At 65.4% G+C, this 16,968-nt stretch carries 15 protein-coding genes; 7 read left to right on the top strand and 8 right to left on the bottom strand.

All coding sequences use genetic code 11. The features are described from left to right. The first annotated feature begins 2 nt into the window (after positions 1–2). The gene (locus tag CCOY_RS10550) at positions 3–2,444 is read left to right on the top strand and encodes a hypothetical protein (protein WP_092100724.1); all 2,442 of its coding nucleotides are present in this window, start codon (positions 3–5) and stop codon (positions 2,442–2,444) included. Between the two features lie 213 nt (positions 2,445–2,657). On the opposite strand, the gene CCOY_RS10545 is transcribed toward CCOY_RS10550, so the two are convergent. The 3 genes from CCOY_RS10545 to CCOY_RS10535 are packed head-to-tail and all read right to left on the bottom strand — an operon-like array spanning position 2,658 to position 7,514. After that, the gene (locus tag CCOY_RS10545) at positions 2,658–5,066 is read right to left on the bottom strand and encodes a serine/threonine protein kinase (RefSeq protein ID WP_092100723.1); all 2,409 of its coding nucleotides are present in this window, start codon (positions 5,064–5,066) and stop codon (positions 2,658–2,660) included. Then, the gene (locus tag CCOY_RS10540) at positions 5,059–6,120 is read right to left on the bottom strand and encodes a glutamate ABC transporter substrate-binding protein (RefSeq protein ID WP_244268640.1); all 1,062 of its coding nucleotides are present in this window, start codon (positions 6,118–6,120) and stop codon (positions 5,059–5,061) included. The genes CCOY_RS10545 and CCOY_RS10540 overlap by 8 nt, the downstream gene beginning before the upstream one ends. Beyond that, positions 6,117–7,514, bottom strand: coding sequence for a GlnX family signal transduction membrane protein (locus CCOY_RS10535; protein WP_092100721.1), 1,398 nt, complete (start codon positions 7,512–7,514; stop codon positions 6,117–6,119). Before CCOY_RS10535 ends, CCOY_RS10540 begins: the two co-directional genes overlap by 4 nt. 42 nt (positions 7,515–7,556) lie before the next feature. Here CCOY_RS10535 and CCOY_RS10530 point away from each other — a divergent pair, with 42 nt between their 5' ends. The 4 genes from CCOY_RS10530 to CCOY_RS10515 all read left to right on the top strand — a co-directional run bounded on the left by CCOY_RS10530 (position 7,557) and on the right by CCOY_RS10515 (position 10,825). Then, on the top strand, positions 7,557–8,036 hold the full coding sequence (locus tag CCOY_RS10530; protein WP_070422437.1) for an NUDIX hydrolase: 480 nt from the start codon (positions 7,557–7,559) through the stop codon (positions 8,034–8,036). Further along, a complete protein-coding gene (locus CCOY_RS10525; RefSeq protein WP_092100714.1) occupies positions 8,029–8,952 on the top strand; it encodes an ABC transporter ATP-binding protein in 924 nt (307 codons plus the stop codon). The genes CCOY_RS10530 and CCOY_RS10525 overlap by 8 nt, the downstream gene beginning before the upstream one ends. Further along, entirely contained in the window at positions 8,945–9,676 is a 732-nt protein-coding gene (locus tag CCOY_RS10520) for an ABC transporter permease (protein WP_070839738.1), read from the top strand. Before CCOY_RS10525 ends, CCOY_RS10520 begins: the two co-directional genes overlap by 8 nt. Positions 9,677–9,913: 237 nt before the next feature. Further along, a complete protein-coding gene (locus tag CCOY_RS10515; RefSeq protein ID WP_167594470.1) occupies positions 9,914–10,825 on the top strand; it encodes an endonuclease domain-containing protein in 912 nt (303 codons plus the stop codon). Between the two features lie 169 nt (positions 10,826–10,994). Here CCOY_RS10515 and cls read toward each other — a convergent pair whose 3' ends face one another. The 5 genes from cls to CCOY_RS10490 are packed head-to-tail and all read right to left on the bottom strand — an operon-like array spanning position 10,995 to position 15,536. After that, positions 10,995–12,455, bottom strand: coding sequence for a cardiolipin synthase (cls, locus tag CCOY_RS10510; RefSeq protein WP_092100712.1), 1,461 nt, complete (start codon positions 12,453–12,455; stop codon positions 10,995–10,997). Then, positions 12,452–13,243, bottom strand: a complete 792-nt coding sequence (locus tag CCOY_RS10505; protein WP_092100710.1) for an exodeoxyribonuclease III — start codon at positions 13,241–13,243, stop codon at positions 12,452–12,454. The genes cls and CCOY_RS10505 overlap by 4 nt, the downstream gene beginning before the upstream one ends. Positions 13,244–13,247: 4 nt before the next feature. Beyond that, positions 13,248–13,844, bottom strand: a complete 597-nt coding sequence (locus tag CCOY_RS10500) for a GNAT family N-acetyltransferase, cg3035/Rv0428c family (protein WP_092100705.1) — start codon at positions 13,842–13,844, stop codon at positions 13,248–13,250. Between the two features lie 23 nt (positions 13,845–13,867). Continuing rightward, positions 13,868–14,920, bottom strand: coding sequence for a hypothetical protein (locus CCOY_RS10495; protein ID WP_092100703.1), 1,053 nt, complete (start codon positions 14,918–14,920; stop codon positions 13,868–13,870). A 43-nt stretch (positions 14,921–14,963) separates the two neighbouring features. Continuing rightward, positions 14,964–15,536, bottom strand: a complete 573-nt coding sequence (locus tag CCOY_RS10490; protein WP_070452812.1) for a peptide deformylase — start codon at positions 15,534–15,536, stop codon at positions 14,964–14,966. 15 nt (positions 15,537–15,551) lie between these two features. Between CCOY_RS10490 and CCOY_RS10485 the strand changes: the two genes are divergently transcribed. Then, positions 15,552–15,758 (top strand): DUF3263 domain-containing protein, encoded by a 207-nt coding sequence (locus tag CCOY_RS10485; protein WP_070452809.1) that lies wholly within the window; start codon positions 15,552–15,554, stop codon positions 15,756–15,758. A 50-nt stretch (positions 15,759–15,808) separates the two neighbouring features. After that, a complete protein-coding gene (locus CCOY_RS10480; protein WP_167594469.1) occupies positions 15,809–16,798 on the top strand; it encodes a LytR C-terminal domain-containing protein in 990 nt (329 codons plus the stop codon). Positions 16,799–16,968: the final 170 nt, after the last annotated feature.

Below are 16,968 nucleotides of genomic sequence, written 5' to 3'. Positions count from 1 at the left end.
ACATGCGAGTACACAAGAAAGTCGCCGCCGCCGCGGTTGCCGCGAGCCTCGGTGCAGGTCTCGTAGTGCCAATACAGGCAGGCGCCGTCATTGAGCAGACGCGTCCGTTCTCCGTCGACGCGAAAACCGGCGCATTCGAAGGCTTCCAAACCGTCGAAGCCAACAAGGGCCGCGTCAGCTGGCTGACCTACAACAACCCCACCTACGGCAGCCTGCCCACCGCCCTCTACATCGACGCGTTTAACGACGGCACCCGCGTCCAATACGTCGGCAACGACACCGACGTCAAAACCTCCAGCAAAAACGGCGTAGACACCATCACGCTCACGCACACCAAAAACGGCGTCGAGCTCACCCGCACCTTCACCGTCACCGCCAAAGAAGTCACCGTCAACGTCGTCGCACGCAACGTCACCGACGCACCGAGCCCCCTGGCCATCGACCTCACCGCAGGCATGATGTCCTACGACTACGAACTCACCGCCACCCCCAAAAACAACGGGTACGAGGTCTCCGTCGGCGGACGCTACAACGTGCATACGCTTTTCGACGACGCCACCACCACCGCAACCGGCGACACCCTCAACAACGCGCTCGCCGGCGCCAACAACGCCAGCCGCTTCCAAACCGGCAAATGGGAAAACACCGTCGCACCAGGCGAAACCCTCGAAGCCACCGTCACCTTCCAAGGCACCGCCAGCGAAGCGCTAAAAGACACCGACGGCGACGGCTTCCCCGACGAATGGGAACGCAACGGCTTCACCTCCGCCGACGGCAAAGAATTCCCACTCCACCGCTGGGGCGCCGACCCCACGCGCCCAGACCTGTTCCTCCAACTCAACTGGATGAAATCCGAATGGGAATCCCTGGGCTGCTCCGACAAGCGCAAGTACGCGCCCACCGAAGAAGACTTTGACAAGTTCCAGGAATGCGCCAATGCGAACACCAACGTGTACCGCCCCTCGCGCCAAACGCTGAACGACCTCGTCGACCTCTTCGACAAAGAGGGCTACAACCTGCACATCGACGCCGGCGTCTACTACAACAACATCCCCGGCCTCGAACCCCACGGCGGGCCAACCGAGGACTACGCAGAGTACTACTTCGCCGGCGAAAACCCGGCAGTCAGGATGATCAAGGACCGCGACCGCCTGCTCGGCGACCGCAAAAACATCTTCCGCGTCGGTGTCATCGGCGACAGCCAAGCCGCAGACAACCCGTCCTCCGGCAACGCCCTACTTGCCGACGGCGCCTTCTACATCGCCAAAAACGAACGCATGACCTCGCAGGAACAACTCCGCAACACCATCCTGCACGAGTTCGGCCACAACCTCGGCCTGACCCACTCGGGCTCGTCGAAAGTAAAGCGCCCCGACAGCGAGTACGTCCCGCACTACGAATCGGTCATGAACTACCTCTACCAGTTCAGCGTGTTCAACTACTCCAAAGAAACCGCCACGCCCGACAGCACAAAGCCGCTGCCGGCCAAGTGCACCGACGGCTCCGTCGAATGCTTCAAGGGCGACTACAGCATCGCCCCCGACTGGAACAACCTCGACCTGGTCAACGGCGAAATCCGCAAGGCCACCGGCACCTCCGGCGTCGCCGACGAGGACCCCGACGAATCCGGCCACACCCACCCCTCCGTGAGCCAACTCGTCGCCCTGTCCGCCGAACGCAACAACGGCAAGGCGGGCCTGCGCATGCTCAGCCTGAAGGACAACCCGTCCTACATCGTGGCTAATCGTTACGACTCCCGCGTCAACGTCGAGCTCTCCAACCTCGGCATCGACCTGCACAAATTCACCCTCCAGGTGAACTACCCCGGCGGCGACTTCCGCAGGGAATATCCAGTCGAAGGCGCCCTGACCGAAAACGCAGCCCTGCCCATCGAAGTACCGATCACCAACACCATCGGCTACGACGAAGCCGAAATGCCGATCCAGTTCCGCGTCTTCAACGAGGAAGGCCTGCTTGTCGAGGACCAAACCGTCAACTTCTCCGTCCTCAACTACTCCGCCAAGGACATGCAAGACCTCATCGCCGACCTGGAGAAAACCAACCCGGAAAAGGCCGACCAGGTCCGCGACATCCTGGCCAAGCCCGACCCGTCCAAGCCGACCCTGACCCAGGCCCCGCCGATCCCAACCGCCACCAACCTGCCGGTCCTGCCCGGCCAGCGCGACCCGGCGATCACCTCCCTGGGCCCGAAGCCGACCACGCCGCGGCCAACCAAGCCTTCCAAGACGGTCTACACCACCCCTGGCCCCACCGCGACCAAGCCGACCTCCACCGTCGAGCCGCAGGCCTCCGGCAGCTCTGGCAGCTCTAGCGGCTCCGGAAGCGGCTCTAGCTCCTCGCCGGGTGCGATCGTCGGCATCATCATCGCGGTCCTGGCGGTGCTGGGCCTCGGCGGTGCCGCGGCCGCGTACATGAACCGCTAGCCACGCGCCGGGGCGCTCGGCCCCCGGCTGCTCGGCCCTCGACCCGTGCTGCGCCCCGGCCCCCGGCCCGTGGACCCAAACGGCGCATCCTACACGGTGCATTTCGTCGAAAATCAGCGAAATATGCCGTGTAGGATGCGCCGTTTAGCTTTTGACCGGCCCCACCGGCCCCACCGGCCCCACCGGCCCCACCGGCCCCACCAGCCACCACCCTCAGAACCAGGTGGCGGGGCGGACCTTGTTCGCCATGTCCACAAGCGCGTAGCGGTGCTGGGCGTAGGGGGCGACGCGGGCCTGGGCGCGCAGGGTTTGGGCGAGGCCGTGGCGGATTTCGCGTTCGGTGAAGGAGTATTCGAAAAGGGTGGGGGTGTTGGCGGAGCCTTCGGTGACCAGGTAGTGCAGGGCGGCGTCGAGGACGGCGGTCTTGATCTGCAGGAAGCGCGGCTCGGTGGTGGGGATCTGGTCGAGGCGGGCGGCGGCCTCCCGGATTTGCGCTTCGGTGGGGTCGGCGCCGGTGCCTGCGACGGGCAGGACCAGGTAGAGGATGGCGGTGAGTTGGGCCATGCGGGAGTGGCGCGAGGCGTTGGGCACCTTGTCCAGGGCCCGCAACGCCAAATCGGTTTCCCCTTCCCGCATGAGCATGCGGGCGAGGCCGAAGGCGGAGGAGACGGTGGTGGGGTTAGTGAGCCACACCAGGGAGTACAGCCGGATCGCGTGGAAGCGTAGCGCGCCGGGTTCGAGGGCGGTGACGGTCCAGGTGGGATCCATTTGGCCGTTTTCCACCATGGCGCGAAGCACGGTGGTGGGGACGTTAGAGAGGGGGTGTTCGAGGTTGGTGGCGGTGCGGGCGAGGGAGTCGTCGATAAGCGATTGCTCTTGGAGGCCTCGCTCTTGCAGCAACAACTCGGAGACGGCGGCGAGTGCGAGTTTGGGGGCGGCCTCGCCGGGGAGTTGGTTGAGCACTTCGGAGAAGGAGCGGGTGGCGGTGGGGAAGTCGCCGAGCAGCATTTCTACGACGCCGGAGTACCACGAGAAGCGCCAGGTGTCGCCGAAGCGGTCCTGGAGGGTGAGCAGCCAGGAGCGGGCTTGGGAGGTGAGGCCGAGGTCGATCATGGTGCGCACCACGCCGAAGGGGATTTCCACGGAGTGTTCGTATTGCGGGGTGGTCATGGCTTGGCGCAGGGTTTCCAGGGTTTCGCGCGGTTCGGCGTAGGAGGAGCCTTGGAGCATGGCGGCGCCGACGTCGTCACGGTTGATCAGTGGTGAGGGCAGGGCGGCGACGACTTCTTGTGGGGTGATGTCGACGGTGCGGGAGATGCCGTCGATGAGTTGGTCGGTGCGGAACACCAGGTGTTTGGTGCCAAAGGTGCGGCGCTGCGGGGAGAAGAGGGAGTGTTGGGCGGGGAAGGTGCGGCCGTCGCGAACTGCCACGACCTCGCGCAGCACGCCGAGGAGTTGGCTTTCCAGTTCGGAGACGCTATCAAACCTCCGCGCGGGGTTTTCGTTGCAGCACCGCGCGAGCAGCCGGTACAGGGAGGTGTACTGGCGGAAGAGTGGCTCGTCGGTGGGCGTGGGCAGGCCGGGGTCGTAGATGCCGTCGGTTTGCGGCAGGTCCACCACGAGCGAGGCGAGTGTGCGCCCGACCGTGTAAATATCGGACGCGATCGACGGGCCCTCCGTGGCCACCTCGGGCGCCTGGAACCCCTTCGTGCCGTAAATAAACCCATACGCGCCGATGCCGGACACCGCGCCCATGTCGATGAGTTTCACCTGGTCTTCGGTGACAATGATGTTGTCGGGTTTCAGGTCGTTGTACACCACCCCGCGCGAGTGCAGGTAATCCAGCGCGGGCAGCACTTCCAGGATGTATGCGATGGCGATGTCGGGTTCGAGCACTCCGCTTGGCGACGAATTCCTTCTCGCCCGGAGCGACGGCCCACCTACGTACTCCATGACGGTGAAGCCCCCGGGGACGCGGGGGTCGTCGATAAAGTTGAAGATTCTCACGATCCCGGGGTGGGTGATGTCCGCCAGGAATTCGCGCTCTGCTTCGGCGGCTGCGGCCTCGTCGGGGTTGTCGGTGGAGTGCAGGCCCTTGAGTACCACCACGCGCCCGGCCACGTAGTGGTCCTGCGCGAGGTAGATCCAGCCCATGCCGCCGTGCGCGATCACGCCGGTGATCTCGTACTGGCCAGCCACGATGTCGCCGGGGTGCAGCACCGGCGGCGCAATGCCCTTCTTCACCACGGCTGGCTCCGGGTCGATCAGCGCCTCGCGTGGTTCGGTTGGCTCCACCCACGGCAGTTCCACCATGCCGTCGGCGATGATGCGGCTGGCGCGCCGGGTGCCGCGGCGTTCGCGGAAGGTGTCCAGCGCAGCTTGGCGCGAGCGTTGCGACGTATCCTCGCGCCCCGACCCCTTACGCAACTTGTCCAGGTCTTTGAGCAGCCCGGCCATTTCGCCGAGGCCGGCGTATTCGGCGTCGGAGTCGTCGTCAAGATCATCATCGTCGGCGAAGGGGTCGAAGGCGACGGCTTCGGTGCCTGGTTCATCATCTGCGAAGGGGTCGAAGGCGACCGCTTCGGTGGGCTGGACGTCGTCGTGGTCGTGTGGCTTAGCCATCGTTGTCCTCCTTCCGGTACCGCAGCGGCGGCGGTGAGGATTCAGCTATAGACCCGCCGAGCCAGGTGTTGTAGAGGGTGTACCAGGAGCCGTCATTGCGCATCCGTTCCAGGGTGGCGTTGACCTGGCGCACCAGATCGTCCTGGCCCTTGGCCACGCCGACGCCGTAGTACTGGGTGGCAAACGCGCCGTCCAGAATGGTCGTGTGGGGGTCCTGCGCGGCCAGCCCGGCGAGGATCGCATCATCCGCCACGATCGCCTCCGCCCTAAACTGCTGCACCGCCATCAGGCAATCCGACCAGGAGCGGGTGCGCAAAATGTTCGAGTCCGGCACGTAGGTTTTCGCGATACGCAGCAGGTTCGTCCCGTCGACGATGCAGGCGGTGCGCCCCGCGAGGTCCTCCAAGCTATTCACGTCGCGGTCCTTGGGCACGAGCACTCTTACCGACGACGTCAGGTACGGCGTAGAAAACTCAATCACCTCAGCCCGCTCGGGCGTAATCGACATCGTCCGGATAATGATGTCCACCTCACCCGAGTTGAGCGCCTCCGTGCGGGCCGCCGAATCGACGAAGCGGAAATCGACGCGCAGGTCCTGGTCATCCTCGAAGATGTCGTGGGCGATCGCCCGGGCCAGGTCCACCTCGAGCCCGCGCAACTTGCCGGAGTCCGTGTCGCGGTAGGACAGCAGGTACAAAGACTGGTCGATGCCGACGATGATGCGGCCGCGCTGGCGGATGCGCTCCACGTTCGGCTTCGGGGCCTCCTCCTCAGCACCGTCCGCTTCACTTCCAGCGCCCCCGCGCGGGTCCAACGACCCCTCCCACTCGAACTCGTCCGGCGTGAACGGATCCGCCGGGGGACCGGCCGCCGGATCCAACTGGGCGCCCGGCGGCAGCGGCACCATCTCGCGGGTCGGCGACGGCGTTTCGATCGTCGCCGATACCTTCCCCTCATGCCCCTCACCGCCGGCGCACGCCACCAACGACGGCACCGCAAGCGCCGCCACCGCACACGCCGCAACCACACGCGAGCCGAACCGAGCGCGCATCATAGGTACTCACCCAACCTGCGGCGGATGCCCCACCAGATACACACCACTGCCAGCACGGACAGTAGCGCCACGGCGGCGGAGACGCGCCGGGTCGCGTCCAACGACTCCGCAATGTAGAGCCGCGTGTTCTCCCTCGAGGACGCAATCAGTTCCGCCAGGGACCCGTCGAGGCCACGGAAGGAGGCCTCCCCGTCGGCGTCGCTACGCGTGCTCAGCAGCGCCGCCGCCTGGTCGTAACTGCCGGAGTTCAGCGCCCCGACCAGTTCGGCGTGTTCGTTGGACCAAGCGTTGAGGTGGGAGCGGGAGTCGTCGATAAGCTGCTCGCTCATGCCGTAATCCTCCGCCGTATGCACCGCGCCAGCGACCGACGAGTAGGTCTCGGTGAAGTCGCGGGCGGACTGGGCGGCGGTTTCGCGGCGCAGCAACGCGAAGGTTTCGTCGGTACGGGTTTCCAGGGCGTCGATGCGCGCCGCGGTGAGTTCCTCCCACGGCTGCGCCGCCCGCGCGTACGCCACGGATCCGGAGCGCCAGGACTGGAAGTTAGACACCCCGGCCCAACTGATCGCGATGAGCAGCGCCAGCGTGGCGGCGAGGAATCCGCGGTTGAAACGGCGGCGGAACGTCAGCCACAGCCACCACTGCGCCAGCAACAGGAACCCCAGCGCCGCCAGGAAGCCGGACAGGGTCACCCACTGCGGTTGGGATAGCCGGCGCATCTCGTCGGCAACGTCCTGGCGGGTGAGCGTATTAATCTCCTGCGCCGCCGACAGCATCCGCGTACGCATAATCGCGCTGGCCTGCGACATGTACGCCACGCCCACCGGGTTGCCCATGCGTTGGTTCACCTGCGCCCGCGCGTTCAGGCCGCTGTAGACGGGCAGGTCGCGCTGGATGTTAATCACCAGGTCCTCGATCTCCCGGCTCGAGGCAGAATCGGCCTCCACCGCGCCCTTGTAAATCTCGGAGGCGGAACTGACCGCCTGGTCCAGCGCCGCCGTGTAGGTGCGCATGTCGTCCTCCGACATAGGCCCCGCCTGCACGTAGGACCCCGCGGCGACGGTGTCGGCCCGCAGCAGCGACGTGGACAGCACGTGCGCCGCCGCACTCATCGGCTCCGTGGCATTCAGCACCGTGTCCAGCGACTGGTTACGCAGCGACATGGACTGGCTCATGGACAGCCCGGCCGCCAGCATCGAGGTGGTCAGCACCACCATCACCACGATCAACTTGCCGGGCGTGGTCTGCAAAAACGCCTTGCCCCGGCGCCCCATCGCCATCGGCCGCACAAGCCGCCCCTGCAAGAAGCGGGCACGTTCGCGGCGCGGCTCCAGCTCATCGAGCCATGCGTCCGCGCTCGTCTCCTCCAGCCCCGCAGCCGAGGCCGTCGCCCGCATTACCATTCCGCAATAATAACCGCTTCCACCTACAGTGGGGGCATGCTTGGCGACGGAAACGGCTGGGTCACCGCACCCAACGGCACAAAATTCTGGGGTCTTCACGGGGCCGCTGGCCTCTTCCTTATCGCGGGGACCGGCGAAAACGCGCGTGTGCTGCTGCAACACCGCGCCGCCTGGACCGCCCAGGGCGACACGTGGGGCATCCCCGGCGGCGCGATCGATTCGCACGAAACCCCCGCCGAGGCCGCCATCCGCGAGTCGGTGGAGGAGTGTGCGATTGACCCCGGGGAGGTGGCGGTCGTCGATACGCTGCGCACTGCGGAGTTCCCCAACTGGTCCTACACAACAGTGCTCGCGCTTTGCGACGAGCCCCTGCCCACCACCCCCAACGAAGAATCCGAAGAACTGCGCTGGGTACCCCTGGACACCCTGCGCGATTTTCCGCTGCACCCCGCCTTCGCCGCCTCCCTAGACACAGTGCTTGCGCGCGCGATGGTGCATACTAAACCGCATGATTGAAGTCCAAGGACTGACAAAGCGCTACGGCTCCGTCCAAGCCGTCGATGACCTCACCTTCACGGTCAAACCCGGTGTGGTCACCGGCTTCCTCGGCCCCAACGGCGCCGGCAAATCCACCACCATGCGCATGATCCTGGGGCTGGATAAACCCACCTCGGGCCATTCGCTTATCGACGGCACCCCCTACCGCAACATCCCCAACCCCACCCGCAAAGTCGGCGCCCTCCTCGACGCCAAGGGGGTCCACCCCAACCGCTCCGCACGCGCCACCCTGCTCTGGCAAGCCCAGGCAGCCGGCATTGCGCGCAAGCGTGTCGACGAGGTTCTCGACCTCGTCGGCCTCACCGACGCCGCCGGCAAGCGCGTCGGCGGGTTCTCCCTCGGCATGGGCCAACGCCTCGGCATCGCCGCCGCACTGCTCGGCGACCCCGAATACCTCATCCTCGACGAACCCGTCAACGGCCTCGACCCCGCCGGCATCCGCTGGGTCCGCGGCCTACTGAAGTCCCTGGCAGCGGAGGGCCGCACCGTGCTCGTGTCTTCCCACCTCCTCGCCGAGATGGCCCAAACCGCCGACAACCTCATCATCATCGGCCGCGGCCGCCTCGTCGCCGACACCTCCGTCGCCGAATTCATCCGTAACAACTCCGGCGTGACCACCGTGGTGCGCGCCGCAGACACGCAAGCGCTCGAAGCGGCGTTGGGTGGGGTGCCGTTTAGGCGCGTCGTCGATAGTGAAGGGCGCGCGACACTCGAAATCGCCGACCGCACCTCCGACGACATCGGCGCCCTCGCCTTCGCCGCCGGTGTCCAACTCGCCGAACTCACCGAACGCCGCGCCTCCCTCGAAGAGGCCTACATGCACAGCACCCAAGACCAAGCCCAGTACGTATCCGCGGAGGCCCCCAATGCATAACCTCATCCAAGCCGAGTGGACCAAACTGCGCACCACCGCATCCTTCTTCTGGACCACCGGCATCACCCTGGTCATCTCCGCCCTCTACGGCCTCCTATTCGGCTACGCCTCCCGCACCAGCGGCATGCCCTACGCGCCCCTGACCGTCATCGCATCCGTGGCCACCACCATCGCCATCATCGTGATCGTGCAGGCCGCCATGACCGTCACCACCGAATACCGCTACGGCATCCCCGCCACCAACTTCCGCGTCGTCGCCCAACGCTGGCAACTCGCCGTAGCGAAGGTGCTGCTCGGGGCCGTATTGGCCGCTATCGTGGCGCTGGTCGCGCTGGTGCTCGCCTTCATTCTTGGCGACCTCACCGCCTCCGTCCCCGCCAACTGGACCACCAACCCCGCCACCCAACGCGCCCTCTGGGCCGTCCCCCTCGGCATGGCGCTGATCACCATGTTCACCCAGGGCGTCGGCTGGCTGGTGCGCAACACCTCCGGCACCATCGTGGCCTGCATCAGCATGATGCTGCTGGTAGAAACCATCGTCGGCTTCATCCCGCGCTTCGGCGCCGACGTGGCCAAGTTCCTGCCCTTCGGCAACCTCACCTCCTTCATGGTCAACCAGCCCAACGGCCACTGGGGCCTCGGCGTATCGCTGCTGGTCTTCGCCGTGTGGGCGGTGGGGCTCTGGATCGCGGGCGTGGTGGCGCTCGAGTCCCGCGACGCGTAGGGGCTTGCGGGGCGGGTGCCGCCGGTGCCGCGTTGGCGCCGCCGCGCTGGCGCCGCGTTGGCGCCGCCACCCTGGTGCCGCGCTGGTGCCGCCACCCCGGCGCGCCACCTCCCGCAAACGGCGCATTTCGTCGAAAATTAGCGAAATGTACCGTGCAGGATGCGCCGTTTAGCTTTGAGACACCCCGCGCCGCACCCTACTGCGCTACACTCAAGCGCGTCTCGGGGAGGGGGCAACATGATTAGACAAGATTTGGTGGGGAAACTAGTTGGACGCGGCAAGGCTGCTGAACAAGTTTGTGTGAAGCTGTCGTCGACAAGGTTTATCGCGCGCACGGAATGGGTAAAACTGAAGCCCCACGAACAACAGTTCCTACGGTGCTGGGCAGCGGGGGCGGCGGCACACACGTCGATACTGGTGGGACGTGCTGCGGCGACGGCGCACGGAATGTGGGTTCTGCCCCGCACGTTTGAGGTGGAGATGGCAAACCCGAAGGGGCGCGTTCCCCGACACTCGCAGCGTCCTTCGGGCGTTACCTATCGACGAATCGTCGTACCAGGCATGGACATCACCGCGTTAGGCCAGAACGACGAGGTGAAACTCACGACCCCGGTGCGCACGGCAGTCGACATTGCTCGGTGGCACGGCGTGAAAGAAGGCGTGGTCGCGATGGACAGCCTGTTCTTCGGGAAACTCGACGCGTTCAAGGGGGGCATCCACACTGAGCTGGAGGAAACAATCCACCGCCTTAGCGGTAACCGCGGCATTGAACAGGCCCGAGAGGCGTTTGGGCAATTGTCGATGCTGTCGGAGTCTCCGTATGAGACGCTCGTTCGCCTTCTGCTTCGGCGCGTCGGTGTCGTGGCGCAGGAGCAGATGCGCATCGGCAAATACCGGGTGGATTTGCTGTGGGGCCAGCTGGTCATTGAGGTCGACGGTGCCATCAAGTTTGAGGAGGATGCGTCACGTGCCGCTCAACAGCACATTCATCGTGAAAATCAGCTTCGGGAGGCCGGCTACTGGATCATCCGCATCACGCCTAAAGAAATATGGGCGGATGAGGAAAAGGTGCTTCACCGCATTGTTGCGGCAAAGCGTCGTTCGGAGAAGATCGGCCCGGCGTCGGTTGAGGCTCTGCCCGCGTGGTGAGGCACCAAACTTAGCCAAACGGCACATCTAACACGGCGCATTCCGCGGAAAATTAGCGAAATGTACCGTGCAGGATATGCCGTTTGCGTTAAAGGGCCGGGCTGGGGCAGGCCGCCCAGCCGCCCAGCCGCCCAGCCACCCAGCCGCCCAGCCACCCAGCCCAAACCCCCTACTGCAGGGCGGAGGTCAGTTTCATCACGTTGTCGATGTAGCGCCTGTACCAGGGCCGCTGATCCCACCGCTCCAAAGTAAGCTCCCGCGACACGGCTAGATAACACGCGCCGAGTTCGGACAGCATGTGCAGCAGCGCCCCGGAGGCGACGAAGAGGGAGGATTCGTAGTTGAGGCTGAAGGAGCGGATGTCCATGTTGGAGGATCCGACGACGGCGGAGGAGCCGGGGAGGCCGTCGTCGATAAGTACGAACTTGGTGTGGAGCACGAATGGCGCGGGGAATTCCCAGATGCGCACGCCGGCTTTGAGGAGTTGTTCGTAGTAGGCGGATTGGGCGTGTTGGACCATGAATTGGTCGGATTTGGCGCTGACGAGGAGGTCGACGTGTACGCCGCGGTAGCAGGCGGAGGTGATGGCTTCCAGCAGCGAGTCGTCGGGTACGAAGTAGGGCGAACAGAGCGTGACGTGCGTTTTTGCGTTGTGGATCATGGACACGAACATGCGCAGGTTCGGCTCGGTGAGGTATCCGGGTCCCGAGGGGACGAGTTGGAGCACGCCATTGCTTGTCGACGACTCCCTCACCGGCGCCTGCTCAATCACCTCACCAGATTCTGTGTACCAGTCTGTGGCGAACATGGAGTCGGCGGACGCGACGATGGGGCCTTCGAGTTCGACAAACGCGTCGACCCATTGGCGGCCGGCGCGGCGGTGTTGGCGGACGAGGTAGGAGCGGTCGATGAGGTTGAAGGATCCGAGCATGGCTACGCGTGAGTCGACGACGAGGAGTTTGCGGTGGTTGCGTAGGTCGGGGCGGCGCCAGCGGCCGCGGAGTGGGGCGAGTGGCAGCATCATGTGCCAGTCGACGCCGATTTCGGTCAGTCGGCGTTTCAGTTTCCGGAACCCGGGGTATTTTTGGCTGCCGATGTGGTCGAAGAGGAGGCGGACGTGGACGCCGCGGACGACGGCTCGTTCGATGGCGCGGAAGACGACGTCGGTGGTGTCGTCCCAGGCTACGGCGTAGATTTCGATGTTGACGTGGGAGGTGGAGTCGTCGATGAGCGATGCCATGCGGTGCATGGTTTTGCGGTAGTCGGTCCAGAGTGCGCGTACGTCGGCGTGGACGGCGGGGTAGCCGGTGAGGTTGCGGTTGAGGCGCACGATGGAGGTGGTGACGTCGGGCAGGGGTACGTCGGCGGGGAAGTCGGCGACGTTGAGGTTGGTGTCGTCGATGTGTCGGCGTGCTTCAACTTGGATGCGGTGGCGGCGTCGCGACACGAACGTGGAGCCCATGAGGAGGTACAGCGGCAGCCCGACGACGGGCAGCAGCAGGATGAGCAAAAGCCACGCGTTTGCCGACGACGGTTTGCGCCCGCCCGGCACCACACCGATCATGACGAATTTGATGGCGTAGTCGAGGACCATCGCCGCGAATTGCCACCAGCCGAGGTCGATATTCATCGGACCTCATCATAGGAGAGGCCGCGCGTGTCGTAATCGACGATCACGGGTGCGTGGTCGGAGGCACCCTTGCCGCGGCGTTCGTCGACGTCCACCCAGGCGCGTTTGAGCAGGTCGCGCATGGGTGCGGTGGCGAGTTGGAAGTCGATGAGCATGCCTTCGTTGTGCTGGAACCGCATGGATTTGTAGTCCCAGAAGGTGTAGGGATCGTTGTGACGAATTTCGTACAACCCCGCCTCCAGCAGCATCTGGAACGCGGCGCGTTCGGGTTCGGTGACGTGGGTTTTGCCTTCGAACCAGGCGACGTCCCACACGTCTTCGTCGCGGGGTGCGACGTTGAAGTCGCCCATGAACACCTGCAGGTCTCCGGGGCGCACGGACTCCGCCAGGGACCACAGGAATTGCAGTTTGTAGTCGTAGTGCGGGTCGCCGATCTCGCGGCCGTTGGGCACGTACAGGCTCCACACTTCCACGCCGCCGCAGTTGGCGCCGACCGCGCGCGCTTCCACCTTCGGTTCGCCTTTCTTGGCAAACGCGGGTTGGCCGTCGAAGTGGTCGCGCACGTTGTCCAACCCCACTCGGGAGGCGATGGCCACGCCGTTCCACTGGTTCACGCCCACGTGCGCAACCTCGTAGCCTGCGGCTTCGAAGGTGGCGTAGGGGAATGTTGCGTCTGCGGTTTTGGTTTCTTGCATCGCGAGTACGTCTACGTCGTTGCGTTCGAGGAATGCGGCGATGCGTTCGGCGCGGGTGCGCACGGAGTTGACGTTCCAGGTGGCGATTCGCATGCGCCTAGCCTAGCGCCAGCCGCCGACGGTGATGTTCGAGCGCCCCCTCGGGCACATTGCTAATCGACGACACCCCGTACCCCTCACCGTCCACCCACGCCACCTGCTCCTCCGCAAGTGTCCATTCGTCGGTGAGGAGTTTCAGAGCCGGTTTGCCGATCCGCTCCGGGATCATGAGGCGTACTGGCAGGTTGCGTTCGCGGTAGAAAGCGCGGATGGCGTCGATAGGTACTGGCTGCAGGCCCGCCGACGGCCCGAGCGGCACGGCCGAGTTCGCCTCGTCAGTATTCCCGGTGCGCATGAGCCAGCCTTCGGCCCAGGCTTCTTCGGTGGTGGGGATGTCGTCGGCAATGCGGCGTTCCAGCGCGCGGATCTCGGAGTTGCGCACCGTCCTTGCAGACAGCTTCTTAATGATGTGCACGTTGGCCACCTCAATCGCCTCCTTCGACGACGGGAAGCCACCCACCTCCTGCGGCCGCACCACCAGCGGGTCGAGCGACACGACGTGCCCGATGATGTCGCTGGCGTGCTCGCCGCGCCGCTGCCTGACCACGACGCGGTCCCCCACCACGACGTCATCCGAGCGGAAAATACGCGACATATGTTGTGTTTCTCGCGCTCTTCTTATCGACGAGCCCTACCCGCACCCGGCAACATAAACGCCACACCGGCCAGCAGCGCGAGCATACCCAGGCCGATCAGCCCGCGCATCGGCGTGCCGGTGTCGGCGAGGTCGCCGTCGCGCTCATCTTCGGTGCTGGTCGTGGTGCGTGACGTGGTCGACGAGGACGTGGTCGAGCGCGTCGTGCTCGACGTTGCAGAGGTGGTGCGGTTCTGCAGCACCGACGCCGACGTCGTCGACGAAGAGGAAGACGAAGACGACGAGGTCGTGGCGGTCGCGCTGGACGTCGTGCTCGACGAAGTGCCGGAGGTTGTGGTCTGCCCGGTAGTCGTACTGGTGGTGGTCTCGGTGCCGGACGACGTGTTCGTCGTGGTGTTCTCGGTGGTGGTGGACTCAGTGGTCTCCGAGGTGGTGGTGGTGTCCTGCATCCGCTCGGCGCGCAGGCTCAGCGACTCAGACGTCTTCGGCGCCTTGCTGCTCGGCTCGGTGGTCTTCGGGGTGGTCGACACCGTGGTTGCCGGAACAGCAGCCTTCTCCGAAGCCTTCTCGCCAGCCTTCTCCGCAGTCGCATCCTCCGACGCGGCAGCCTCTTCCTTGCCGCCCGGGATGCCGTAGATGATGCGGGCGTCGCCGTTCTCGGAGCGCTCGAAGGCGTCGAAGGCGGTGGTGCCCAAGATGCCGTCGAGGCCCTTGAGGGCGGAGGGGAGGACAACGGTGTCGTCGTTAAGCAAAAGCTCTGAGCGCAACTTACGCACACCGGCGCGCTCGGCCTTGAGGGCGTCGGCGGCGTCGTCGAACTCGGCTTCTTCCTCGTCGGTCAACTCGCCGGCGTCCTCGCGGAGCTCCTCAAGGTCGTCGGCGGCCTCGATGAGGTCCTTGCGCCAATCGGTGAGGATCTCGCGGACCTCGTCCTCGCCATCCGCTTCCTTAAGTGCGGTGAGGGAGGTGGTGCGGGTCTCGGTGACGTCGCTAAGCAGCTGCTCGAGCGGCGTTTCGGGCGCAGCGGGAGTGGTCAGCGTGATCGCAGTCGCGGCGATGACGGCGGGGATGCGCATGGGTGCCTCCGGAAAAATAGACAGTCCCGCACATCATACCGCGTTAGTGGCCGAACGGATCCTCGTCGGTGCCTGGAAGCCACGTGTTGCCCGGCTCGCGCCAGCCCTTGTCGCGGATTTCGCGCTTCGCTTCCTTCTTGTAACGGCCGGTGAGTACGTCGGTGTACAGGAAGCCGTCCAGGTGGCCGACCTCGTGCTGCAGGCAGCGGGCGAAGAAGCCGGTGCCCTCCACCTCGATCTCGTTGCCGTTCTCGTCCAGGCCGGTGACCTTTGCCCAGTCGGCGCGGCCGGTCGGCCACGAGTAGCCGGGCACGGAGAGGCAGCCTTCGTCGTCCTCGCCGTCGTCGCTAGGCATTGTCTTCGGGATTTCGGAAGTTTCCAGCACCGGGTTGATCACGGTGCCGCGGCGCATCTCGTCGCCGTCGGGGCAGTGGTAGACGAACAGGCGCAGCGGCACACCAATCTGGTTGGCGGCCAGGCCCACGCCGTGGGCGGCGTCCATGGTTTCGTGCATGTCGGCGATGAGTTCCTGCAGTTCCTCAACGGGCTGCGTGACCTGTTTGGTCGGTTCGTGCAGCACAGGGTCGCCGTGGATAACGATGGGTCGGATGGTCATGCCAATATATTAGGCATGCTTTCCGACACCGACCTCGCCGTGCTCCGTTTCGCCGCGCGCGCCCCGCGGTCCCTCGGCAAGCGCGAGGACGCTATCCGTGCCGAACTTGGCATGACGCCGATCCGCTACTACCAGCGCCTCAACGTCCTTTTGGATAATCCGGATGCGCTCGCGGCGGAGCCTCAGTTGGTGCGGCGATTGCAAAGGCTTCGCGACGCCTAACCCGGTGTGTTGCCTCCCTTCCCTCACCAGGTGTGGCTATTGTTGCTGCTGTGACTAAAGATCAGTATGGCAACGACCCCCGCTACGACAACGTGGGCGACGAGCCCCTCGACGCCGAAATTATCGACGACACCCCCACCGACGCACCCGCCGAGGAATACCGCGGCGCGCACCGTCGCGACGACGACGCCGACTATGACTATGACGAGGCCTACGACGAGGCGTACGCAGGCTACGCCGCCGGTGCCGGTGCTGGTGCTGGTGCAGGTGCTGGTGCCGGCTCGACCGCCGTCACCGCTGGCGGCGCCGCTGCTGGTGCCGCTGCTGGCGCGGGCGCCGCTGCCGCCCAGGGCGGCCTGCCTCGCCGTGGCCTCGCCATGATCCTTATCGCCGTCGCCGCGTTGCTGCTGCTCTGGGCCCTGTGGGCGATGACTCAGAAAGGCGACGACAACAACGCCGCATCCTCCGCCTCGTCCGAAACCTCCACCTCCGCTACCGCCGAGGCCGCCCCGTCCGCGGCCCAGCCTGGCGAGGGCCAGGGCCAGGGCACCCAGGATCCCAACGCCTCCCAGGACCCGAACTCGCCGCAGGACCCGAACGCCGAACAGCGCGAAGGCGACCAGGCCCAGGACCCCAACGCGCAAGACCCGAACGCCGAGACCCCGGCACCGGCTCCGGCTCCGGCCCCGCAGGGCGCGCAGCTCGACAATGCGAGCGCGCAGGTCTTCGTCTACAACAACTCCGGCATCGCTGACCTGGCTAATCGCACGGCGGACCAGCTTAAGGGTCAGTTCAACGTCGCTAATCAGTCCCAGGACGCTGCGACGATGAACATGCCTGAGCAGCAGTACGGCATCTTCCCGGAGACCTACGTGTTCTTCGACCCGGCCACCCCGGGTGCTGAGCAGGTCGCTGCCGACATCGCCCGCCGCGTCGGTGGCACCGCCCGCGCCAAGAATGACATCCCGGAGGGCGCCGTCGGCCTTCCGGAGCAGGCCGCGAATAACCGCAGCGCGGTCGCGGTCGTCCTCGCCGGCTAGTTTTAGCCTCCAAACGGCGCCTCCTACACGGTGCATTTCGTCGAAAATTAGCGAAATATGCCGTGTAGGAGGCGCCGTTTAGCTTTGCGACGACACCACACCGGCACCCGACCTCCACATGGTGAGAATGCAAGGGTGAAGATGGCCAAAAATCGGCAAGCTCTCCGTTG

It is taken from the genome of Corynebacterium coyleae (genome assembly GCF_030408635.1).
Taxonomy (GTDB): Bacteria; Actinomycetota; Actinomycetes; order Mycobacteriales; family Mycobacteriaceae; genus Corynebacterium; species Corynebacterium coyleae.
This window is presented reverse-complemented; position numbering and strand designations above follow the sequence as displayed.